Source organism: Colwellia sp. KS18-150, from assembly GCF_057551365.1.
Genome location: NZ_BAAJMC010000035.1, coordinates 1 through 22,880, shown reverse-complemented (window position 1 = coordinate 22,880; position 22,880 = coordinate 1). Strand labels below are relative to the sequence as shown.

25 protein-coding genes and 1 tRNA gene are annotated in these 22,880 nt (G+C 35.7%); 19 read left to right on the top strand and 7 right to left on the bottom strand.

From position 1 onward, the window contains the following. Positions 1–103 precede the first annotated feature (103 nt). From AC27IF_RS19970 to AC27IF_RS19940, 7 genes are all read left to right on the top strand, one after another. Complete coding sequence (locus tag AC27IF_RS19970; protein ID WP_487056112.1) at positions 104–1,147, top strand: hypothetical protein; 1,044 nt, start codon at positions 104–106, stop codon at positions 1,145–1,147. Positions 1,148–1,288: 141 nt separating this feature from the next. After that, positions 1,289–2,197 (top strand): hypothetical protein, encoded by a 909-nt coding sequence (locus AC27IF_RS19965; RefSeq protein WP_487056111.1) that lies wholly within the window; start codon positions 1,289–1,291, stop codon positions 2,195–2,197. 534 nt (positions 2,198–2,731) lie between these two features. Then, entirely contained in the window at positions 2,732–3,145 is a 414-nt protein-coding gene (locus AC27IF_RS19960; RefSeq protein WP_487056110.1) for a DUF1801 domain-containing protein, read from the top strand. Between the two features lie 130 nt (positions 3,146–3,275). After that, entirely contained in the window at positions 3,276–3,626 is a 351-nt protein-coding gene (locus tag AC27IF_RS19955) for a hypothetical protein (protein WP_487056109.1), read from the top strand. Between the two features lie 142 nt (positions 3,627–3,768). Beyond that, on the top strand, positions 3,769–4,632 hold the full coding sequence (locus AC27IF_RS19950; RefSeq protein WP_487056108.1) for a TolB-like translocation protein: 864 nt from the start codon (positions 3,769–3,771) through the stop codon (positions 4,630–4,632). Positions 4,633–4,783: 151 nt separating this feature from the next. After that, positions 4,784–5,230: a BLUF domain-containing protein gene (locus AC27IF_RS19945; protein WP_487056107.1), complete on the top strand. Its 447-nt coding sequence runs from the start codon at positions 4,784–4,786 to the stop codon at positions 5,228–5,230. A 428-nt stretch (positions 5,231–5,658) separates the two neighbouring features. After that, positions 5,659–6,054: a universal stress protein gene (locus AC27IF_RS19940; RefSeq protein ID WP_487056106.1), complete on the top strand. Its 396-nt coding sequence runs from the start codon at positions 5,659–5,661 to the stop codon at positions 6,052–6,054. A 169-nt stretch (positions 6,055–6,223) separates the two neighbouring features. On the opposite strand, the gene AC27IF_RS19935 is transcribed toward AC27IF_RS19940, so the two are convergent. The 3 genes from AC27IF_RS19935 to AC27IF_RS19925 form a co-directional block, all read right to left on the bottom strand. Then, a tRNA-Pro gene (locus AC27IF_RS19935) sits at positions 6,224–6,300 on the bottom strand. Between the two features lie 131 nt (positions 6,301–6,431). Next, positions 6,432–8,141, bottom strand: a complete 1,710-nt coding sequence (locus AC27IF_RS19930) for a DUF3413 domain-containing protein (RefSeq protein WP_487056105.1) — start codon at positions 8,139–8,141, stop codon at positions 6,432–6,434. A 47-nt stretch (positions 8,142–8,188) separates the two neighbouring features. Continuing rightward, positions 8,189–8,407: a YejL family protein gene (locus AC27IF_RS19925; protein WP_487056104.1), complete on the bottom strand. Its 219-nt coding sequence runs from the start codon at positions 8,405–8,407 to the stop codon at positions 8,189–8,191. A 352-nt stretch (positions 8,408–8,759) separates the two neighbouring features. On the opposite strand from AC27IF_RS19925, the gene AC27IF_RS19920 reads away from it, so the two are divergent. The 7 genes from AC27IF_RS19920 (at position 8,760) to AC27IF_RS19890 (ending at position 14,240) form a co-directional block, all read left to right on the top strand. Beyond that, positions 8,760–8,897, top strand: a complete 138-nt coding sequence (locus tag AC27IF_RS19920; protein WP_487056103.1) for a hypothetical protein — start codon at positions 8,760–8,762, stop codon at positions 8,895–8,897. A 9-nt stretch (positions 8,898–8,906) separates the two neighbouring features. After that, positions 8,907–9,161, top strand: coding sequence for a hypothetical protein (locus AC27IF_RS19915; RefSeq protein WP_487056102.1), 255 nt, complete (start codon positions 8,907–8,909; stop codon positions 9,159–9,161). Positions 9,162–9,472: 311 nt separating this feature from the next. Next, positions 9,473–10,576 carry a nucleoid-associated protein YejK gene (gene yejK, locus AC27IF_RS19910; RefSeq protein WP_487056101.1) on the top strand — a complete coding sequence of 368 codons (1,104 nt, stop codon included), beginning with the start codon at positions 9,473–9,475 and terminating at the stop codon, positions 10,574–10,576. Positions 10,577–10,675: 99 nt separating this feature from the next. After that, positions 10,676–11,731, top strand: coding sequence for a dihydroorotase (pyrC, locus tag AC27IF_RS19905; protein WP_487056100.1), 1,056 nt, complete (start codon positions 10,676–10,678; stop codon positions 11,729–11,731). Positions 11,732–11,746: 15 nt separating this feature from the next. Further along, positions 11,747–12,628 carry a 6-carboxytetrahydropterin synthase gene (locus tag AC27IF_RS19900; protein ID WP_487056099.1) on the top strand — a complete coding sequence of 294 codons (882 nt, stop codon included), beginning with the start codon at positions 11,747–11,749 and terminating at the stop codon, positions 12,626–12,628. Next, positions 12,621–13,445, top strand: a complete 825-nt coding sequence (locus AC27IF_RS19895; protein WP_487056098.1) for a M23 family metallopeptidase — start codon at positions 12,621–12,623, stop codon at positions 13,443–13,445. Before AC27IF_RS19900 ends, AC27IF_RS19895 begins: the two co-directional genes overlap by 8 nt. A gap of 24 nt (positions 13,446–13,469) precedes the next feature. Beyond that, the gene (locus AC27IF_RS19890; RefSeq protein WP_487056097.1) at positions 13,470–14,240 is read left to right on the top strand and encodes a substrate-binding periplasmic protein; all 771 of its coding nucleotides are present in this window, start codon (positions 13,470–13,472) and stop codon (positions 14,238–14,240) included. A 7-nt stretch (positions 14,241–14,247) separates the two neighbouring features. Here AC27IF_RS19890 and AC27IF_RS19885 read toward each other — a convergent pair whose 3' ends face one another. The 4 genes from AC27IF_RS19885 to AC27IF_RS19870 all read right to left on the bottom strand — a co-directional run bounded on the left by AC27IF_RS19885 (position 14,248) and on the right by AC27IF_RS19870 (position 19,364). Beyond that, a complete protein-coding gene (locus tag AC27IF_RS19885; protein WP_487056096.1) occupies positions 14,248–15,156 on the bottom strand; it encodes a tyrosine-type recombinase/integrase in 909 nt (302 codons plus the stop codon). A gap of 83 nt (positions 15,157–15,239) precedes the next feature. Next, entirely contained in the window at positions 15,240–16,028 is a 789-nt protein-coding gene (locus AC27IF_RS19880) for a tetratricopeptide repeat protein (protein WP_487056095.1), read from the bottom strand. A 209-nt stretch (positions 16,029–16,237) separates the two neighbouring features. Continuing rightward, complete coding sequence (locus AC27IF_RS19875; protein ID WP_487056094.1) at positions 16,238–17,062, bottom strand: tetratricopeptide repeat protein; 825 nt, start codon at positions 17,060–17,062, stop codon at positions 16,238–16,240. Between the two features lie 187 nt (positions 17,063–17,249). Further along, a complete protein-coding gene (locus AC27IF_RS19870) occupies positions 17,250–19,364 on the bottom strand; it encodes a winged helix-turn-helix domain-containing protein (protein WP_487056093.1) in 2,115 nt (704 codons plus the stop codon). Between the two features lie 353 nt (positions 19,365–19,717). On the opposite strand from AC27IF_RS19870, the gene AC27IF_RS19865 reads away from it, so the two are divergent. The 5 genes from AC27IF_RS19865 to AC27IF_RS19845 all read left to right on the top strand — a co-directional run bounded on the left by AC27IF_RS19865 (position 19,718) and on the right by AC27IF_RS19845 (position 22,794). Then, entirely contained in the window at positions 19,718–19,969 is a 252-nt protein-coding gene (locus AC27IF_RS19865; RefSeq protein WP_487056092.1) for a hypothetical protein, read from the top strand. Positions 19,970–20,093: 124 nt separating this feature from the next. After that, the gene (locus AC27IF_RS19860; RefSeq protein ID WP_487056091.1) at positions 20,094–20,501 is read left to right on the top strand and encodes a GFA family protein; all 408 of its coding nucleotides are present in this window, start codon (positions 20,094–20,096) and stop codon (positions 20,499–20,501) included. 119 nt (positions 20,502–20,620) lie between these two features. After that, complete coding sequence (locus tag AC27IF_RS19855; protein WP_487056090.1) at positions 20,621–21,031, top strand: hypothetical protein; 411 nt, start codon at positions 20,621–20,623, stop codon at positions 21,029–21,031. 97 nt (positions 21,032–21,128) lie between these two features. Further along, positions 21,129–21,569, top strand: a complete 441-nt coding sequence (locus tag AC27IF_RS19850) for a hypothetical protein (RefSeq protein ID WP_487056089.1) — start codon at positions 21,129–21,131, stop codon at positions 21,567–21,569. Between the two features lie 832 nt (positions 21,570–22,401). After that, entirely contained in the window at positions 22,402–22,794 is a 393-nt protein-coding gene (locus tag AC27IF_RS19845) for a hypothetical protein (protein WP_487056088.1), read from the top strand. Positions 22,795–22,880: the final 86 nt, after the last annotated feature.

Genomic DNA, 22,880 nt, shown 5'->3' with positions numbered 1-22,880 from the left:
AAAAAACAGTTGGTTTTTGCTCCTTCGTCGCTTATTTTAACCAACTATTTTTTGCCTGTTAATTAGGCGTTATGGCTCTATCTGGTAGGGAGATCAGATTTACATGGAATATTCTAGTAGAAAAAAAGTTTTAGGATTTTTATTATTTTTTCTTAGCATTCCTGCATTTGCAGAAAGTACTGTTGGAAAAAATGATAATTCAAGGTTTTATCCTTCACCTCAGGCTTATATTGTAGCCAATGCTAAATTTGATGATATTAGTAAAACACCTAAGGATCTACGGGGAATTCCTTTAATTCTTAGAGGTTCTAAAGTCTATATCACTGAAAAATACTTTACCCTCAAAAATATCAACTCTGGTTCAACAAGAGTCATAGGCTCCTGTTTTGAGCAAGCAGAAAATACGTTGATTATCAAACCTGCTGGCCGTTTTTCTAGATCTGTAGGAAAAGAAATTAAAATATTCAAAGAGGGTGACTATTGGATTATGCCTTATGGTGATAGCCTTAAAATGTATCTTAAAAAAGTTCCCCTTCCGGATGACTTTTCAGCAATTAAGAGGCAGCTTGATCTAACTTTTAATTTATCAATTCAAAAAGGACATGGAAGAGACAGTAAGTGTAAGTTGACCAAAATTTCAGGAATTCCATTAAGAGTAAAAAACTACAGGATTTATTACGATGATTTAGGGCTAGACAAAATCGTAGCTGATGGAATACTAGATCCTGATACGCCAATTAATTCAGGTTATATATCCTACGCGAAACGAATACCACTAAACGAAAATATCACAATTGGGGGGTGTACTGGTAATACTTTAATGTATAGATTTGCAAGCGGTGAACATAGAAGTTTTTTCTATATCTTTTCCGCTTTAATGGGGAAAAAAGAATCTGATAATAAAAGTTGTTTTAAAATTAAAGAGCTTAAAAAAGTATATACGGAAAGTATATCTACTCCATATAATGTGGGAATGGTTGTTGAGGGTATAATATTACCCCCTGCAAGTTTCGAGTTCGCGCGTTGGGAGGACGAAAGTAGTCTAGTTATTCGCCATAGAAGGACAAAACGAGATTTTTTAATTTCAGATATAGATTTTAAAGATATTCGAATATCTGAAATTCCATTTCAGGAAAAAGAAAAGTAGCTCAATATTCAAGCCATAACAAGTTGCTTAAACGGACAAAAAACAGTTGGCTGTTTTTGTTCCTCAACATTTTAGCCTCTTAATAAGGTGTTAGCCTTGTACTTTATGAGGCGATATTTTCGAAAAAAGGATTAGATAATAATGAATTTGAAATTTAAGCCAGAATCAATGGAGCTAGGATTTACTACTATAAAAGCTTTTGTTCTTATCGTATGGTACATTTTTCTTTTGGCTGTTGCATCAGTGGCATTTACAGAGAAAGCTACTAACGTTTTAAACCATATTTCGACAAATTTTATTGAAAAACCATTAGGGATTTATCAAGAGGATGTTAAACAGAGTGATGCACTGTACACGCCTGTTGATTATATTCAAAATTATTTCACAGGAACTATTCAGTATCATATTATTTCCGATGTACTTAACTCTTTGGTTCCTGGGTGGACTGTAGTTACCAATGATTCGGAAGTTGAAGCCGAGTCATTATCAAGCTCAGAAATTGACAAATATCACATTCTATTTCTTGCCGTAGATAACTATCTAGAGTCACTGATAAATGAAGATAAAGTTGAATTGGAAACATTTGTTATTGATAAAGGAATTGTACCTGTGGATTTTAAGGGTATGCTTACTAGTGATGAAGTTTTATTACCAAGATCAGCTGTTATGCATATAAAAGAGATTAGAGCTTTGACTAATGAATCAAATTCTAAAACGAACTTGGTAGATACATTCTTGATTCTTATTGTGTTAGGAATGTTTGGTAGCTTAATTTTTCTTACTAAAGATTTACTCTTAGCGTCCGAGCAAACTACATTTCTATCATATATATTCCGACCTGTATTCGGTATGGCATTATCAGTTGCTGTATTTATAGTTGCAATATTGGCTCATTCCATGATGTCTACAGCACCATTAGACCAAATTAGAAGTGAAACGATGTATATTCTTGGATTAGCGTCAGGGCTGCTTGCCGATACTGCGTATGAATACCTCAAAAAAAGAGCTAGCGAGTCTTTTAATTCTAATGACACTTCTACATCACATTAACAAAGCTAATAAGCAATTTAAACTGAACCTGAACCTGAAGTCCTCCCATTTTGGTTGACACCTCCTCATAACATTGAGGAGGTAACAATGCCCAAATATACACAACCTAAAAAGACATGGCTTTATCCAGTCGAACACATTTACTAAATCAATTTTACTTAATCATTATATAAACCCAAGCATGAATCGTTCTGATTATTGCACTGATAATGCCAAAATGTGTCATTTTTTATCTTTACTCAACGAGGATATGATATGCGGTAATAGATTTTGTTATGAGAAGGAATTATGTGTAAAATTAAACGCTTATCTTAATTACTTTTACAATATACAACTGTTACATTCACGTTTAGGATAAATAATACCTGCTTAATATGAATTGGCAGTTAATCGAATTAGAGTGAGTCCACTTTATCGAGGGAAGATCACTGCTAACCGTTGGCTTTGCTCCTGAATCGCTTATTTTAACCAACAGCCAATTAGCCGTGAATAAGGGCTTAAGATACCTGTTTTTAACGCTGAAGGAGTATCCTAATGACAGAAAATAAGACCAAAGCTACTAATGCAAGTGTTGATGAGTACCTTGGCTCCCGTGCGAAAGACCATCAGCTAGCTGATTGCCACGTGCTAATGGCGCTACTCAATAAGCTCACTAATCAGCCACCAAAGATGTGGGGACCGAGTATAGTCGGTTATGGGTCGTATCGGTATACTTATAAAAGTGGAAGAACTGGGGAGGCGCCGCTTGCGGGCTTCGCTATTCGTGGTCGTGAACTCGTTGTGTATCTGGATTGCGAGGGTAGTATTAAGCCACTACTTTCCAAACTAGGTAAGCACAAGATGACTAAATCTTGTCTCTACTTCAAACAGTTGTCCGACCTTGATATTTCTATTCTTGAGCAGCTTATTGTCGACTCAATAAACGTTGTACAGGGCAGGTACGGTTAAGAATCAGTGTCTAACTAGCCCGCTTAACGCGGTATAATAGCTCTCTATGGAATATGAAAAGTATGGATACAATTTTAAAGTTTTTTATAGGTAGTCACCTTTTTTTAATCTTAGCTATTTCGGAGTTTTTATGAACTGGTTGAATCTTTCTGATGATGAAATAATGAAAGTTGTTACTCCTTTAATGGATAATCTTATGGATGGCTCTACTGAGATTAATCATAAGAAACATACTCGAGATTTTAGTGATACTATGAAAAGTATTGTTACTAAAGATGAGTTAGAAAAACAATGTAAGGCATATCAAGAAGAGCTTGGTTTATTTTGCAAGCGAGAATTTGTCGGTATTTTTAGAAAGAAAAGTGATGTCAGAGTTTTTTGGAAACAATGGTATTCAAAATCAGACGATGAGTTTCTTGCTTTTATTCATATTATCGAGCGAAATGAAAAACTGGAAATTGTTAATGCTTCAGTATCATAATAAAAATAGCGAACACAAATCGTTTAAAAGGTCAAAAAACAGTTGGATTTTTTGCCGCATCGTCGCTATTTTAGTCAACAATTGCTCGTCACTGAACGAGCCGAATACTTTAATATCTATTTAAATCATGGAATGTAAAAATATGAGATATTTTCTTCTTTCAGTAGTCTTGACACTTTCGGTACTCATTATTGGTTGCAATAGTTACAAGCAGATTAATTCCGTACAACTTGAGGGTGCTTACCTTGGTCAAAAGCCACCAGGTTTAGTCCCGGAATCATTCGCTCCTGGGATTGTTAATACTGAGCATCGAGATCACAACGCTTTTTTCTCTCCTGATATGAATGAATTTTATTTTACTAGAAGAGATATTAAGAGTGGCAAATGGTCGTTGATTGTCTTTAAGTATGAAAATGATCAGTGGCGAGAGTCGATAGTGGGACCTAGATTAGGGCGGCCTCTTATTTCTCCAGATGGCCAAACCATGCATTTAGGCAAGTTATACTCTGAACGTACCGAATCGGGCTGGTCAGAGGCGAAGAGCCTTGGCCCAATGTTCGATAGAGAGGATTGGGGGATTATGCGCCTCACAGCATCTGCTAACGGTACCTACGTTTTTGATGATTATAAAAGCGGTGATGTACTTCGAATTTCAATAATAAAAGATGGTAAACGATTAGTACCAAAAAAACTAAATTCAGAAATAAATTCCGGTAAATGGACTGCCCATCCATTCATTGCCCCCGACGAAAGCTACTTAATATGGGATAGTGAACGGGAAAATGGCTATGGAGACTCAGATTTGTATATAAGCTTCCGCCAAGAAAATGGCTCATGGAGTAAGGCAATTAATTTGGGTGCTAATATAAATACTCAAGCCAGAGAGGCTTCGGCAAGTGTTACACCCGACGGAAAATACCTTTTTTTTAATAGAACGGTTAAACCAGGGGATGGAGATATATTTTGGGTTGACGCGAAAATTATCGAGCGTCTTAGACCTAACTAGTCACATTGTATAACTTTTATTGCATGTTTTAACGCCTTTCAATATGGCACAAAGATGTCATTTAGTAGGAGAGTCCATATCATACGTTATGTTTTCTCAATAATTTTAAATATATTTTTTAAAATGAATAAATTACCGTAAGGGTTGAATAATGAATAAATCAAAATTGAAACAATTTGCCTATATTAGCCGGCAAGTTCATGACTTTTCAGACGATGATCTTAGGGAGCTTATGAATCGTGCAAGAAGGAAAAATAGAGAGCTAGGTCTTACTGGCTTGCTATTATTCGATCATCCTATATTTTTTCAGGTACTTGAAGGCTCTGCGGATTCGATTGATGAGATGTGTGCAACACTGCAGAGTGATGAAAGGCACTGTGACATGGATATTATATATACGAACAATGATCTCAGGGAGCGCGAGTTTTATCGATGGAGTATGGGCTGTAAAATACTCGGAAATGGCCTACCTATTGACTACAAACACCTAGATAATCGAGTTAAAGATATTTTCAAGTCTTCAAGACCAAATAGTGAGCTTGCACATCAGTTATTGCTAGAGTTTCGAGATATGAAGAATTCGTTTATTGATATATAGATGTTACCAGAAGAGCCGATAATTAGATTGCCTTAGAGTAACTAACATATTACAAGGCCAACCAGATTGTTATTGAAGTTCCTTCGTTTTAGTGGAGACCTCCTCATAACATTGAGGAAGTAACAATGCCAAAATTGTGTCATTATTTACATACACTAAACGAGGATTTGATAAGTGGGAACAGATGTTGTTATGAGAAGGAATTTCGTGCAAAATTAAACGCTTATCTTAATTACTTTTACAATAGACAACAGTTACATTCAAGTTTAGGATATATAATACCTGCTTAATATGAATTGGCAGTATTTTGAAAAGTGGCAAATGGCCGCTTTATTGGAAAAGATCACAAAATCTGTTGGCTTTTGCTCGTAGCTCGCTAATTTTAGCCAACAGCTTTATTCATTATGAGAATTTAAAAGGATAAAATTATGTACAAAACTATTATTTGCGCAATAGAGGCTAGCGACGAAGGTAAAGAAATACTTGAGAAAGCGATGAACATTGCAAAACTTTATGATGCTAAGCTAATAGTTGCTCATACTATTTCGTATACGTTACTTCCTAAAGATTATCAAAAAGAATTAGAAGAAAAAGTATTACCAGAAATTGAATCTATTACCTTATCTTTAGATATTCCTAAATCAAATGTAAAAATAAAATTTGGTAAGCCATACGAGCAAATTTGTATGTTGGCAGAAAAAGAGAATGCAGATTTAATTATTCTTGGAACACACTCCAAAAAAGGCTTACACGCACTAATTGGCTCAACGGCAAATGCTGTTGCTAATTATGCAAAATGTGACGTCTCTCTTATTAAAATATAGAATTGAGAATAAGCCCTGTAACAGGGCTTTAAACGTAAATTTTCGGCACAAAGCATGCTAAAAATAAACTCCCTGTTAGATATGCGTTAGTTAAGTTTTAACAGACACAAAAAAGCCACTTTGAAAGACGATTGTTCTTTCGATAAGTGGCTTTTTTATTGTACTAATATGGTCGGAGTAGCAAGATTCGAACTTGCGACCTCACGTCCCCCAGACGCACGCGCTACCAAGCTGCGCTATACCCCGAATTTGCAAAGTGATTGTTAATCATAAGTAAAGTAGGGTGCTTTACCATTGCGCTGTGTATATTAATGATTTATCAATTTAATGCAACGACAATCATAACTTAACCACTTTATAAGTTGTTAACTGAGCAGTTATTGTTCAGTTGATGTTTGTACAGAGAAACGTTTAATAAAATGAACGCCATCAATCATTAATGGAAAATCCTTATTTACGGTGATCGGGGCAGCTAATTGACTTGAGTAACTTTGAAAGTTGCCATTTTGATCGATAAATACTGATTTGTCCTTATTAAAAACCATAATACCTTTGTCAGTGGTATTGGCGATGATGCGATCTTTGCTTAGCGTGACCAAATCATTACCGTTTGAATAACTCTTACTGTCAATATTACAAGCCAACCAGTTATTTATTAACGTTGGTTGTAAGTCCATTTGACTTGTTAATAGGTTTCTTTCTTGCGTGTAATTTATCGCAGGACTAATAAGTAAAGCTGATTTGGTTGATAAGCGTGTTTCTTCAGCTTCATTACCTAGAGAGCTGATCCAAATCACATCTTTTTGCTGCTTTTGTTTTTGCGCTAAAAGTAGGGCTTCAATAAATAACTCAAATTGGTAGCGACTTTCATCAACTAAGCCTTCAGTGTTACTGCTTTTAAAATATATAACATGTAATCCTGGTGCTTTTGAGTTTAAGCGCTCTGCAAACACTAAGCTTGATATGTTGGCTAATTGGCTATGCGTATCAAATAACGGAGTAAACCAAGTATCTTGTGGCGAAGTGTTCGCAATATCACTATTAACTAATGTGAAGGTAGTGGTTAAGTTATTTGCCTTGATAGCTTGAAACAACAAAGGTGTGGTTTGCTGAGCTAAAATGTCTTGTTGGTAAATACTCGGTAATGAATAAAAAAGTGTAAACCAAGCATCATCAGTTAACGTGGTGTCGACATGATTATTTAACTGTAATTTACCGGTACTAACACGGCGGCTAAATTGTTGTATTTGATTTTCACTAATTTGTTCATCAGTGAGAATTAAAAATACCGAATTAGATACTTTTTGATCCGCAGCACATTGAGTTGACGTTAAGCTTGGGTAACTTGGAATAGCTTGGCTAAATGATAACGGACTGTTTTTACGTTCAATGTAATCTTCAATATCAAACATACCGTACTTAGTGAGTAAGGTTTTCGCTGTTGCTGGATAAGAAAGCGGTAGCACTGTATCTTGGCGTAATACGTCATAATCTAAATTAGCATCGGCCCAAATATGTGTCAGATGACTGAAAAAGAACGCGACAACAAGTGTAAAAACAGTATATTTTGCAAAAACAGTTTTTTGTAATTGCTTTAAGTGTTTCCATGCGTAGTTACTAACTGTAAATTCAAATCCTAGAATAACAATAGTAAAAGCACCACTTACCAAATAAAACAAACTACTTTGTTGTGCTATTTCAGTTATTAAATCAATTATTTGTGAGCTAGATGACGCATTTAAGTGATAACCCAAGCGGCTATATATAAATCCATCTAGTAATAACAGTAATAACCCTAAGGTAAATATTATTGAGCCACTGGTACGTATAAATCGAGTGTTAGGGAACACAAGCGTTAACGGAAACAGAATTAACACAAAACTCATGAAGGTTAAGAAAGCTATATGGCTTAACCAAGTGGTAATTAAATAGACATGTCCTAGGAAGGTATCTGGCGCACTTTCACTAAATAAGTAGAAAGATGACAGCGCAATGGCGGCAATAATATTAAAAAAGGTGAACCAATGGCTCCAGCTGATTAAATGTAATAGTTTTTTGCTATAGCTTTTTGTATCAAAAGAGACCATTGATTGTAATTCTTCTTATTATGTTAGATAAATAGGGGGAAATATAACTAGTGCGTTTTTTGGATAGAACGCTTTAATGCTTGAGTAAAATTCTCAATCACAGCACTTTGCTTATCCGCTGGAATTTTATCAATAACATTGGTTACTGTATTTCCTAAGCACATCAGTGCTAAATCAGGGGTGGCTGATTCGTTTACAAGTACATCCATTAGTTCTTGGATGATTTTTTCTACACGTTCATTTGAGTATTTTGATACTATTGGCATTGTCACTAGTCCTGCTCTGAAAGTCCTATTATACATACGCTTATATGCTATAGCAATTCAAATGCTCGCCATCAATGATGGTGATTTATTGCTATTTAATCCATTTAAATAACACATTTATATCGTAACTTTCTTCACTCATTGTCAGTAGTTGTTGAAACGACACTTTCAATGAGCAATTTATTACAGTTAGCGCACAAAACATAACAAGCTCATACGCTGTGTTGTGCGAGTATAACTATGTAACCAAGTTAATCATTTAACCGAGGAATTCAAATTAAGCACTAAACGTTAATTTATATCATATTGATTGCTTTGTTAAATCTCATATTCGTTAATAGGAGTAAATACTATGTTTAATAATACACAAAAACCATTAGTTATATTGTTGGTTCTGGTGGCCGGTACATGCTCTTATGCGCTTGGTGAATATTTTACCAAGAAGCAACACAACATTATTAACCCTAATATCATTATTGAAGATCATTAGGAGGACACTATGAGCTCAGATCAAAAAGCAAGACTGGTTTTATGGTTTGCACTTGTGTTTGGGGTAAGCTGTGTCGCTATGGCGTCAAGTGTTGACGAGGTCTACGTAGATTCTGCGACGGCAATGACTATTGCTGGAGAAACTAACCAAAGGGATTTTTACATGAATTATGTGGCCTGTGCGGGAGTTACCAGTAGTGGAGACGCGGTAGACTATTACGTACCCTGTGTAGAAAAGTTGATGAAACAAAACACATTGAAATAATGTAATAGTAATGCCAACGAAACTTTACCTATAAAAGAATGTATGCGCGAAAGCGATACATTCTTTTTTTATTAATAACTTTTAATGCTACCGTTTTAACTGAACGCTAATAGCAGCGCTCAAGCCTTTCATTAATAAAACTAAAGTCGTTATTGAGCAATAATCATCGTCATTTTACTTTGCATTATTTCGATACCATCACTGCCATTATTTCGATACAATACCGCTAATAATACTTTTTCGTGGTGATAAATAATATTTCAATGTTTATTAACTGCCGGCATCAATAATAATTAGATAGATCTTTAACTATGAGTTTAGTCATTTCAAATATTGCCCTACATTTTATTTCTAAAAAACAAGAATCAGGTGAAGTATTACTTCGTTTAGGCCCAGAAGAGATAGAGGTCGGAACTAAAATTAATGCTTTTGTTGATGGGTTACACACTATTTATAACGGTAAAGGCTCAAAAGCTTATGGCAGCTTTAATGCAATGGCTGTTACGGCAAGTGAAGACGGTGAGCCGGCTACCGCACAATTTGTAGATTTAATGGAAAGCTATTTGGCGGAGCGTCAAAGTTTCTACCAATTTAGCAGCCAAGCGGCAAATACCTTAAAAACTGAAATTGAAAAGTATGACTTAGAAGAGAGCGGCTATCTTGTTGTTTGTCATTATGAATACATGGGAGGACGTTACCTTTTTGTAGCGGTAATTCCTGTCTCTGAACATTATAGTGTTGATGGCGAATTAAATATTTCCGCGGATCAACATCTTGATACCAGTAAAATACAACTTGCTGCCCGTATTGATTTATTTGATTACCAACAAAATGCTAGTGGTAATCGTTACATTTCTTTTATCAAAGGTCGTGCAGGTCGTAAAGTGTCTGATTTCTTTTTAGACTTTTTAGGCTGTGAAGAAGGCTTAGATGCGAAAGAGCAAACACAAACACTAGTGCAAGCGGTTGAAGATTATGTTTCTGTTAATCAACTTGATGCCTCTGAAAAGCAACAAACTCGTAAAGAATTATTGAATTACTGTAAAGAGCAAAAATCTAGTGCTCAAGATGTATCAATGCAAGAAGTTGGCAAGGTAATAGGGCACACAACCACAGATTCTGATGGCAATGAACAAGACTTTTATCAATTTTGTCAGCAACAATCCTATCCGATTGAAGAGTCATTCCCACATGATCAAGCGGTGGTAAATAAAATCACTAAATACTCAGGTTATGGTAATGGCATCAGCTTAAGTTTTGAGCGTAGCCATTTTGGACAAGATGTGATTTTTAATCCGCATAATGATTCAATTACTATACTTAAAGTGCCACCAAACTTAAAAGAGCAGCTACAAGCTTTACTGGCTAGCCATAATTCAGATGAGATAACAGAACAAGAGATAACCCACACATAAAAAGATTACGCGTTATTGTTAACCTGCTGAAATAAAACAACTAAAATTACAGTTGCCAGAAGACAAAATATTACTAAAATTACTACCATTGGAAAAGAAATGACAAACAATACAGTTCAAAACCAACAAAATACACTTACTATTGCTCGTCCTGATGATTGGCACGTACATCTACGAGATGGTGATGTGTTAGAAAATACCGTTAAAGATATTAGCCGCTATTTTGGTCGCGCTATTGTTATGCCAAATCTTGTTCCACCAGTAACCAACACAGCGTTAGCAAAAAGTTACCATGAAAGAATTATGGCAACGAACCCAAGTGCTCATTTTCAGCCACTGATGGTTTTGTATTTAACAGACAACACTACTGCACAAGATATTACTGAAGCTAAAGCCTCTGGTATTGTGTATGCCGCTAAATTATATCCTGCAGGTGCTACCACCAATTCATCATCTGGTGTCACTGATGTTAATAACTTAAAAGATGTTTTTGCCGCCATGCAAAATGTCGGTATGCCATTACTTATTCATGGTGAAGTGACACATGACGACATTGATATTTTTGATCGTGAGCAAGTTTTCATAGACACCATATTAGCACCACTTGTTGCTAACTATCCTGATTTGAAAATTGTGTTAGAGCATATTACTACTAAAAATGCCGTTGATTTTGTTCAAAGTGCCTCAGACAATGTTGCCGCCACAATTACTGCACATCATCTGTTATTTAACCGCAATCATATGTTAGTGGGCGGTATTCGTCCTCATTATTTCTGTTTACCTGTATTAAAGAGAAATATACATCAACAAGCACTTGTTGCTGCTGCAACCAGTGGTAGTGCAAAATTTTTCTTAGGTACTGATTCAGCGCCACATGCACAACATGCTAAAGAGTCTGCTTGTGGTTGTGCCGGCTCATACACAGCGCATGCCGCAATTGAGCTATATGCAGAAGTATTTGAACAAGAAAATGCTTTAGATAAATTAGAAGCCTTCGCTAGTATTAATGGCCCAACTTTTTATCAATTACCAGTTAATAGTGAACAAATTACCCTAGTGAAAGAATCATGGGCAGTACCTGCAACGCTTACCTTTGGTAATGATGTGGTTGTGCCTATTCGTGCAAGCGATAACATCGCTTGGCAAGTAAAGTAGCGTTGAGAATATAGCATGCAATTATTTGTAAATGATTTAACTGTGATAGATTTTTCTTATCTTTGTAAAGATAGGGGAATTGTTGGTGAAAGTTGGATTGTCGATGTACTACTTGATGGCTCTTTAAACGAGCAAAGTATGGTTCTTGATTTTGCTATTGTGAAAAAGCAAATCAAAGCCATTATTGATGACGCAGTAGATCATAAACTGCTGCTGCCAATGCAAGAAGCTTCTCTTACGCTCAAAGACTCTATCCATCGTGATGGACATCAAACCATTGACTTTATATCGACACGAGCCAGTTATCATTTACAGTCACCACATTGTGCATTTGCTCAACTTGACTGCTTAACAATAGATATAGCCGCCGTTAAGGCACATTTAACTGACATTATTTTAGCTGAGCTCCCGAATAATGTTCAGGGGTTGTCTATTGAACTTCGCGCCGAAGAAATTGATGGTGACTATTATCATTATACTCACGGCTTAAAGCTGCATGACGGAAATTGCCAACGTATTGCTCATGGCCACCGCTCTAAAATCCAAATATTTATTGATGGTGAGAAGAACACTCAGTTAGAGCATGACTGGTGTCAGCGTTGGCAAGATATATATATTGCCAGTGAATCTGACCGTGTAACTTGTGATAATATTGAGTTGTCTGAATCTGCAAAAGAGTTTATAACACCCGATCACCAATTCTTTGCTTATTATGCACCGCAAGGGCGTTTTGACATTGCGGTGTCAGAGCATGTGCTCGATGTTGTGGATTGTGATTCAACGGTTGAGTTACTTGCAGATTTTATTGCACGACAATTAAAAGTAGAGTTTAAGTCATCAACGGTAAAAGTTATTGCCTACGAAGGAGTAGCTAAAGGAGCTATTGTTAGTGTTTAATTTTAAAAATATCAGTCAATTTTGTTTATTTACCGCGATCAGTTTTTCTGCACAAGCCGAAATTAAATTGTCTGGTGAAATTAAGCAGGGTGGATTAGTCATTGGTAAAACACAAACTCACAGTATTGTAATGCTTAATGATCGTCAATTACCCGTTTCGGAAAACGGCGATTATGTTTTTGCCTTTTCAAGGGACGATAGCAATGAGTATATTCTTTCAGTTACCTTACCCGATGGCACAAAAGAAACTAAAACCTTAATACCAGAAAAGCGAGAATATAAAATATCTCGTGTTGATGGTATTAAGAAAAGCATAATGAACCCGAACAAAAAAGCCAATGAGCGTGCTATACAAGACAGCTTAATGATGAAAGAGGTGAGAAAAATATCAAGCGAGTTGACTGATTTTTCTCAAGGGTTTGTTGCGCCACGAAAAGCGCGTATTACCGGTGTTTACGGCAGTCAGCGTTTTTACAATGGCGTACCTAAAAACCCCCATTATGGTATAGATTACGCGGGTGCCGTTGGCGCTCCTGTAAAAGCGCCCGCTTCAGGTAAAATATTACTGTGGGTGCCAGACATGTTCTACTCTGGCGGTACTTTAGTTATTGATCATGGTCATGGCATCACTTCTAACTTTTTACATTTGAGCGACTCTTTAGTTAAAGAAGGTGATATTGTTGAGCAAGGGCAGGTTATTGCTAAAGTTGGCAACTCAGGTCGAGTGACTGGTCCACATCTCGATTGGCGTATGAACTGGCATAAAGTACGATTTGACCCCGCATTAGCAATGAAAGTTATTCCGTTTAATGACTAACATTGATTATAAATAGGTAGCATAATGACTCGATTTACCGCCATTATTTTTATCGTGATGAGTTTTGGTACTCACGCATACGAGCCACAAAAGCATAATGTCGGTTGGGAGCTTTGGTATCCATACCAGTATCATAATAAAAATGATGAATTAACCGGTATGGATATTGAAATATTTGATCTTATTGCTCAACAAGCTAAATGGCAATCAAGCTATATAGAACTACCTTGGAAACGTCACTTACAATTTGTAGAATCAGGCGAAGTAGGTATTGCGTTTGGGGCTTCACCGTCAGAAGAACGTGAAGAGTATGCCTATTTTTCAAAGCCTTATCGTAGTGAAACCGTTAATCTTTTTGTTCGTAAGGGTAAGTCAGAAAGTACTGCGTTAACTCAGCTTTCAGATCTTATTGATTCCAATTATCTAATCGGTATTGAGAACGGTTACTTCTATGGTGATACCTTTAAAACACTGTATAAAGACCCTGATTTTAAAATTAAAATTAATTCAGTTATCGATTTAGAACAAAACGCGAAAATGTTACTCAATAATCATATAGATGGCTTTTTAGCAGATCCCATCACCATGAAGTTTTTCATTGAGAAATATAAGTTACAAGGCGAGTTTGAAAAGCACCCTTTGCCCATTTATGAAAGCTCTATTCACATTATGTTGAGTAAAAAACTTTATACAACACATGAGTTGAAACAAATAAATGATGCGATTATCGTGTTAGAAAGCAATGGTCAATTAAAAGCATTGAAAGATAAGTGGTCTACAATTGTTAAAGATTAATTCGAAATTAAAAAGGTAAGGCTTTCGCAGCTTTTTTCTTAGCAGTATCAGCACGTCTATCATAATTTTTAGTGGTTTCTACAGACGAATGTCCCATTAAATCTTGCACTAAAAATACATCTTCACCGTTTTCAAGTAACTTAGTCGCAAAAGTACGGCGTAAATCATGTGGTGTTAGGCGTTTCAAGCCCGCCTCTTTATAACGACGAATTATGATGTCATAAATAGTTTGACCTGAAATGGGCTCATTGACTAATCGATTACCCTTTCTTGCTCGTAAAAATAAAGGACCAGGCGCTAAACCACGATCATCTAACCAAGTTTGAATAATATCTAAGTTTTTATTGTGTAAAGAGTTTATACGCTCTTTGTTTCCTTTACCTAATACTTTAATTGTACCTTCTTCAACATCTAAATCAGAAAGTAATAAGCCTGCAGCTTCATGACGACGTAAACCAGCACCGTAGGTTAGTGCGATCACTGCAGCATCTCGCATAGCGATAACGCCATCTTGTGCCATACAATAGTCAATTAAAGTATTTAATTCATTAAGATCTAATGCTCGCCCTTTAATACTACGCGTACCTTTGATGCGCTTAACTTCCTTTATGTGTTGGTAGGTTTCAACGGTGATCAGTTTTTTTCGCCAAGCTTCTTTAGCAACACCTTTTAACGCCGATAAATAGACATTGATTGTGGCCGGTGATTTACCTTCATCAGACAAATCAGCTAGTAACATCAGTATTTTTTCATAATGTAATACCGACCAATCCATTGCTTGATGCGTTTTTTTATTTCCTAATTTATAAGCAATAACGTTTAGCATTGAGGTCATGGTGACACGGCTTTGTTTAGATTGCAGTGAAAGCAAGTATATCTCTGAGGCTGTTTGATGTTGGAATGAACTTGTCGGCATAATTAACTCATAAGAAAGTAATAATTGGCTGTATGCTTTCTTTGCTATTAGTGAAAACTAAAGAATTGAACTTGATGATTATTTTACAACATTCTAAGCCAATCAACAGCATCTTGAAAGTCATCAATATTTAAACATGAAACATTCTGATTACAAGTTTTACCTTTAAAACGGCTACCTGTAGCTGGTCTTTGGTTTCTAAAGCTGATTAATAAGCTATCAAAAATTGATTCGATAGGAGGGGAGATCACTGAAATAACTTCAGTATTATCATGCGGCCATGCGCTTCTATCATTATGGTTTTTGACTAAAGGTGAATTGAGCATTGCTTCATGCAAAAGCGGAAATGTTGACGAGCTAATCACCATAGAAGTATTGATATAATCGATAACACTCGGAATATCATGATGTTTTTGTTTATATGCTCTGGTAAGGAATTGATCTGATAAATCTAAATCTTGATGCTGATATTTTTGACTTAAATAAACAACACCAACGATAAAGGTCGCGTTTTTATAATTTTTAAGGGAGGCTTTTCTCAGGTGTTCTAGCCCTTTATCAACATCTTTGAATTGCTCACTGTTAAGGTATATCAAGCCAAGTTTATAATGAGCTGCTAAATTGCCAAGTCGGGCAGATTTTTTAAAATATTTAACAGCTAACGCTTCATTTTTCTCGGTTCCATAACCAAAATAATAAAACTGAGCTAATGTCGCCATTGCAACCGGGTGGCCACGTTTGGCACTTAACGAAAATTTGTCAAAGTAATAATGACATTGTTCAGAAACACAATTTGTAATTTGTGTTGCATAGCTAGCTTTAGCGCTACCGATGGCAATGAAAAGGGTGAAAATAACTATGAGCTTTTGCATTATTTTTCCATATATTGTTCGTTTAGGCTCATGAGTAATCAATAAGTGCTGACGGATATTGTTAGTTATAAAATTTATAACACGCAACAAAGATCCTGTCAGCATTTCATTTAGCTTTCACATAAATAATGTTCATATTGTTCAAAAGTAACAACTTATTAAGAAAGCTTTCAGTTGTCTATCAACTAATGGGTAATGTAAATTCAAAATTAACCTTTACCAATACCAGGAACACGAATGTTAACGAATGGGAATGATACTAAACCTTCGAAGCCTTCTGCGTCTGAGCCAACACAGCTGACAATATCTTCACATGTTTTACCTTTAAAGCGTGTTCCTAAAGATTTCTTAGGTTTTCTAAAACTTATCAGTAAATCATCAAAGATTTCTTCAATAGGAGGAGAGGTTACCGTAATTATTTCAGTGCCATCATTTGGCCATTCACTTATACCACCTGACTCTACAAGCGGAGCTTCATGCATTTGTTCGAATAATTGTGGGAAAGACTCTTGAGTGATGGGCGTTGATTGTTTGATGGTATCGATCACCTCAGGTATTTTATCATTTTCTTCTTTGTAGGCGATTGATAGGTATTTATCTGCTTTTTCAACATCGTATGAGCCAAAATCCTCACTTAAATGGATAATACCTAGGTAAAAGTTAGCATTTTTATAATGCTTTTTCGCAGCACGCTCGAGATAGGAAATACCTTTTTCGATGTCTTTATTTTTTTCACTGGTTAAATAAATCACCCCAGCTTTATACTTGGCAGCGGTATTACCTTGTCTTGAGGCTTTTAGAAATAATCTTAACGCTTCGCTTTCATTAGGCTCGGTACCATAACCGTAATAATAAAACTGTCCTAGTGTCGCAACTGCAACAGGATGTCCACGTTTAGAGCTGACTTTAAATCTTTCAAAGTAGGCTTTACATTCTTCAGTTTGGCACTGCTCTAGTTTTTTCGCGCTAACAGCATTACTGCTAAATATTAAGCCAATAATAATAACCGTTAATGTTAAATTAAGTATCTTCATTACATATCCTTGTGTTTGTATTTGTTTTTTATTTAACTTTCTACCAACTAACTTCTGTTTGATATGACGTAGTAGTTAATAGCTTTTGTTCAAATGAATTAGATTTACAGTTGAAACACAGCAATAAAAACACATAGCTTGTTTGCTATATATAATAGAAAAGTATTTTATTTGTATGGTCGATATCTTAGTTTGTAACTAGTTGTTTTATCGAAGTATTAGTGAAATGTTTTTTCGAGTAATAAAGGCGATCATCTTTAATGTCAAATAGGCTTTGTAGACCTATTGGCGCTTTATAATGGTTTACGGCTTGAGATTTCAAGTCTGTTTTAGTGAGACTGACATCATTAACTTTGTACAAGTAATTATTTTTTATTAACCAATTGTATGAAGTTAAATATTGATACTTACTAACTTGTTTTTCTATTGTGTTTTCGTTTTCGTTATATACAAATATTCCTTGTTTTGGCTTCGTAATATATAAAGCATTAAACGCACAATCACTCTTGATCATATTAATATTAGGCATTAATTTTTGTGTTGTTTGAGAGTCAATGTTAAATCGATATAAATTCCAGCTACCGTTATCAAGAGACGTTAATAAAACATCTTGCCCATCACATGACCATATTAGTGAGGAGGTATGCTCAAAAGGTGTCAACAGCGGTGATATAGTTAATGCTGTTAAATTAAGGCGATAGGGCACCTGATCCGCTAGAAACAGTATGCTCTTATCATTTGGCGAAAAAAGAATATTAGAAAGTGCATGGTTTTCTGTAAATTGTGTTAACTGTTTAAGTTTCCCCTCAAAAGACAACCATATTTGCTTTATACCTGATCGCGCTGAAACAAATGCCAAACTGGTTTGTGAGTTATTATGAACAGGCATTTCATCATGATAACTTGAAGCCACTTCGACTCTCTCATTTGCTTGTTTTTCATGAGTTATTGGAATTAATCGCTGCGATACAATATCGTTTAGGTAAAAATCACCATCAACAATAAAGTGTTGGTTAGACGCAGAAACATAAGGGGAGAGCGCTTTACTTTGCAAAACAGCATAGGTGCTTTGCTGTTTTGATTTAGTATCGATACTTGTTAAGTTGTTTTGTGCATCAATATAAAAAATCTGCGTGTTGTTATTGCTCCAACTGACTTTATATAAACGATGATTAAATTGAGTTAAGACCTTGTGCTCACTAGTGGTTAAATCCATCACCATTAACGACGTTTTCAAGCCAATTGTAGAGCGTAAATAGGCGAGAAATCTGCCATTAGGTGAAAGTGCTAAGGCATAGTCACCAACACCATTGGTTGGTGGTGAGGTAAGTTGCTCAAGTTGTTTAGTGATTAAATTGACACGGTGAAGAATAAACACTCGGTTATCTGTTATCTCAGAGAAATACAGCCACTCTTCAAGTGGACCTACAGCTATTGGACTCATGTTTGAATGAACACCGCAATTAACAACATGGTTAAATTTGATCTTATCAATACCCGAAGTCATATCGGCATACCAAATTTCACAAGCACGATTAAAGGTTTTAATAAAAAATAACTTATCGTTGCTTTGACTCCATGTTGGCGAAAACTTATTAGCAAAGTCTTGTGTTAATACCGTTTCTTTGGCTGTTTCTAATTCTTTAATTTTTAACTGCCAAGCATCATTAGCTGTTTTTCGGTGAACATACGCTAAATATTGATTATCACTCGATATACTAGGTGACCACTCTTGGCCTTGTTCAACCGTTATGGGCAATAACCGACTAGCGGCAATTTTCTGTGGTGCATTGTCTTGTTCAATTGTGGTGTTGCTAAAGTAAGCAACTAAAACCATCAATAACAAAATAGCCAGAGTAGTGGTGAATATGCTGCTCTTGCCAAATTGATTAACGTTTAGCTGAGAAGATATTTTTAAACTTGAATTCGTATCTTTATCGTTATTTATACTAATAGCAGAAGTAAATGCTTCTGGACAAACATCCACAATAAATTCGTAGCCTTTATTTTGAATGGTTTTAATATACTTTGGAGATTTAGCGTTACAGTTAAGGGATTTTCTTAAGTTCGAGATTACATTATTTACTGTAGTGCCTAGTGCATAGGTATCTTTCCAAAGGGAGGATATAAGTTCTTCTCTGCTAACAACCTGATGGGGTCTATCTAGGAGGTAACACAATACAGCGGCTTCTTTTTCAGCTAAAAGTACAGGTGTCTCATCAATATTATTGCTTAAGTGTAATAACTTCCTAGTCGGATCAAAAGTGAAGTTACCAAAACTATACTTGTATTGAGCTACCATGCTGTCCTGAATAAGTGCTAAAAATAATCGTAAGTAAACTATTAATTAATCTATCATAAATAAATTACTTTAACTCATGCTTATCTGTAAAAATATATATCATTAATTAATTAAAATTAATTTTGTTTGCTACTGTATATTTGTACAGCTCGGTATTAATTCCTCTTTTATGGCAATAAAGAGGGTTTTTTCTCGCTTTCCACATAACAGCTTCTATCAAATCCTTGTAAGCTATTGTAGCTAGTATATAAATAACGTATCTTTAGATATTAATATGTAGAAAGCGAGATTTTTTCCTTGTTTAAAGCGAGAAAATTTCCTTCTAATAAGTTGTTATGTTTTAAGGAGAAATAATGAGAAGAGGCAGCACTTTAGAAGCATGGATGTTACTTGCTTTTATAATTCTAGCTATTGTAGGTGTTTTTATTTGTGGTTTTATAACTCTTAAGGTATATCGTCATTTCAAGCCTTTTCCGGAGTTAACAGAAGACAACTCTAGTGCCTACATATTTGATAATATTCAAAAAGATGGTTTCTTTAAAACTGTGTTTATAGGTTTAATAGTTAGTTCTCCAGCTTTGTATTATTTATATACAGCGCTTTAAAACATAACAAGCCAATTAAAACGGACTAAAAACAGTTGGCTGTTTTCACTTCGTTCAACATTATAGCCAACAATTTTTAGCCCTTTATTGGGGCGTTAGGCATTCATCAAATATTGGAGTTATCATGGAAAGAGAGGCTAGTTGTTCTTGCGGTCAATTGAAAATTAAAGTATCAGACGATCCCAAAGTTGTCGCAACTTGTAATTGTACTCAATGCCAGAAAAGAACAGGATCTGTATTTGGTGTTTCTTCGTATTTTCTAAATGAACAAATATTAGGGATTAATGGAGAGAGTACCAAATTCAGTAGAACTGCAGATTCAGGGTTAAACATAGAACTTAATTTTTGTCCTAAATGTGGCTCTACGGTTTTTTGGAATGCAGAGTTCTTTAAGGGCCATACAGGTATCGCTGTTGGGAGCTTTTCAGATCCAAACTTTCCTGAGTCTCAAGCAGCAGTATGGACAGCGACTAAACACAAGTGGGTAAGTTTCCCAGAAAAATGGGCGTGTTCAAGTAACCAAGAGTTCTAAATGCCTAACAAGAAATTCAACAAGGACAAAAAACAGTTGGCTTTTGTTCCTTCGTCACTTATTTTAGCCAACCATTTTTTGCCTGTTAATTAGGCGTTAGGCGTTCAATCAGGATGATTATGAATCAACGTTTAGAGGTCGCATGGAACTTATTATTAAAAGTTGTTTGGAGTTCTGGAGTTTTTGTTTTAGCTTTCTTTATTGTTGGGGTTCTTACATCTATTGAATATAGTCAGATTATCGCATCAATAAGCGCTCTAATCTTTTTCTGTTGGATGTGTGTATCTCCTAAGTTTCCTAATTTATTGCAAGATTTAAGTATTCCGTTTTACATTATTCTAGGGCATTTGGGATTATTGCTCTTTTATTTAGTTTTGACTGTAATGTCAAAATTAGGAGTAGGTTTTTTAACTATTATCTTGTGTGTGTTTTTCGTGATTTGTACAAGCCTAAGTTATTACTCGGCTATTTGGAAAATTAGGTGGTGTATATTTAAAACGCCTAACAAGTCACTCAAGCAGGACAAATAACAGTTGGTTTTTGCTCCTTCGTCGCGTATTTTAACCAACTATTATTTGCCTCTTAGTGAGGCGTTATATACCTCTAGAGTTTTGAGTATCTTAAAGCATGAGTACTAGTAAAGTTTGTAAAACTAAACATTGTGAACGCAAACCTGTTAATTTTGGGCGTTGCGAAGAACATTATTCTGAGCAAAAAGCTATTGATAAAGGTAAACGAAATGCCTCCGATTTATTATATTCAGGTGTAGTAGAAGGAATACCATTTACTAGCGAGGCTTTAAAAACTGAGTTTGACGAATTAATAGATTTTTATGATGAGGCTGGTTCGGTTTTCCAAGAAAGAATTACTGAAAGTTACATTCCAAAAGATGAAGTAGATGCAGCTTTATCTTGGTGCAATAAACTAGCTGAAATAATTTACTACGATGAATTAGGGCATCGAGGTTTTGACGTTGAAAATTCTAACTCTCATTTACGCAATCAATTTTGGCAAAGAATAAATTATATAAAACAGGGTTTACGCAGCAATGGAAAACCGCGCGAATAGGTATATAACAAGCTGTTCAAGCGGGACTGCTAACGTTTGGCTCAGTTCCACTTCGTTTCACATTTTAGCCAAACATTAATCAGCCCCTTAACAAGGGCGTTAGTTGTCCGCACAAGATCGAATGATTTATTTTCGCGTTTAGTGTTCAACTCAAGCTTTTGCGCTTGGTTCAATTCTTTGGTTTGGCAATGGAAGTGCCGTTCAATTTACTCTTCCTTTTTGCCCAACCCAGTTTTCGCCTTACGTAGTTTAGTGGTAAAAAGAGCTTTAGTTTTTAAGGCTCAAAGTTCATGTTTAGGTGTTCATTGCGGAAGTATTTATTGGTTCTTCCTCCCATCCCGTAAACGTGGTAACTTATTGTAAAGCGGGTGTTTTTAACAACCAGCAACTAACAAGGCAATCAACAGGACAAATAACAGCTTGGCCTTTGCTCCTGCGTCGCTATTTTAGCCAAGCATTATTTGCCCATTATTGTGGCGTTATATGCCTTAAACCAGTCTTTCTAGGGCAAACCCTTTTAGTTTCGCCAGTTCAGTTTTTGGTGGGTTATCGCTAATAGGCTAGTTCAGGTTTTGGTTCGTTTCTCAAGGCTGTGATTTGGTAGCCATTAACTCTAAAAAGTATAATGGGTGGCTCAAGTTGAGGTTTAGTGGTTTAATAACGGCAGGTGCAATTACGTGTAGTGTTTGATTTAACCGATCTTGCATATAACAAGGCATTCAAACGGACAAAAAACAGTTGGCTTTTTGCTCGTGCCTCGCTTATTTTAGCCAACATATTTTTTGCCGCTTAATGCGGCGTTATGTGTTTCTAGACTATGTAGAAGGATTTTATGTCTGAGTATAACTTGCAGGACTACATTGACGAGCTAGTATCTCGTATACCAACGGCTAAAATAGTTCGCGGTGAAGAAGTGGCAATCGGCGAATGGGAGCCTAAAGAAAATTTGTGTCACGATAATGTGAAAATGCTCTGTAAGAATAACAGTTCATATAAACATATTTATGGTTGGCTTTATTCCAACAATTCAGAATTTGGATTTATCAATTTCATGTTTCACTCTGTAGCTCAAAACGAGCAAGGAGAGCTAATTGATATTACTCCTAACTCAGCTAGGAGAAAGTACCCTTTCTTATCATGTAATATCCCTGATTTTGCTTATGAAGAGTTAATGGATATGCACAAAGAAGAAAGGCAGTTAACAGTCAGGTTATCAAACACATAACAAGAATTTAAAGCGGGACTGCTAACAGTTTGCTCGGTTTCGCTTCGCTACACAATTTTAGCAAACAATTATCAGCCCCTTAAATT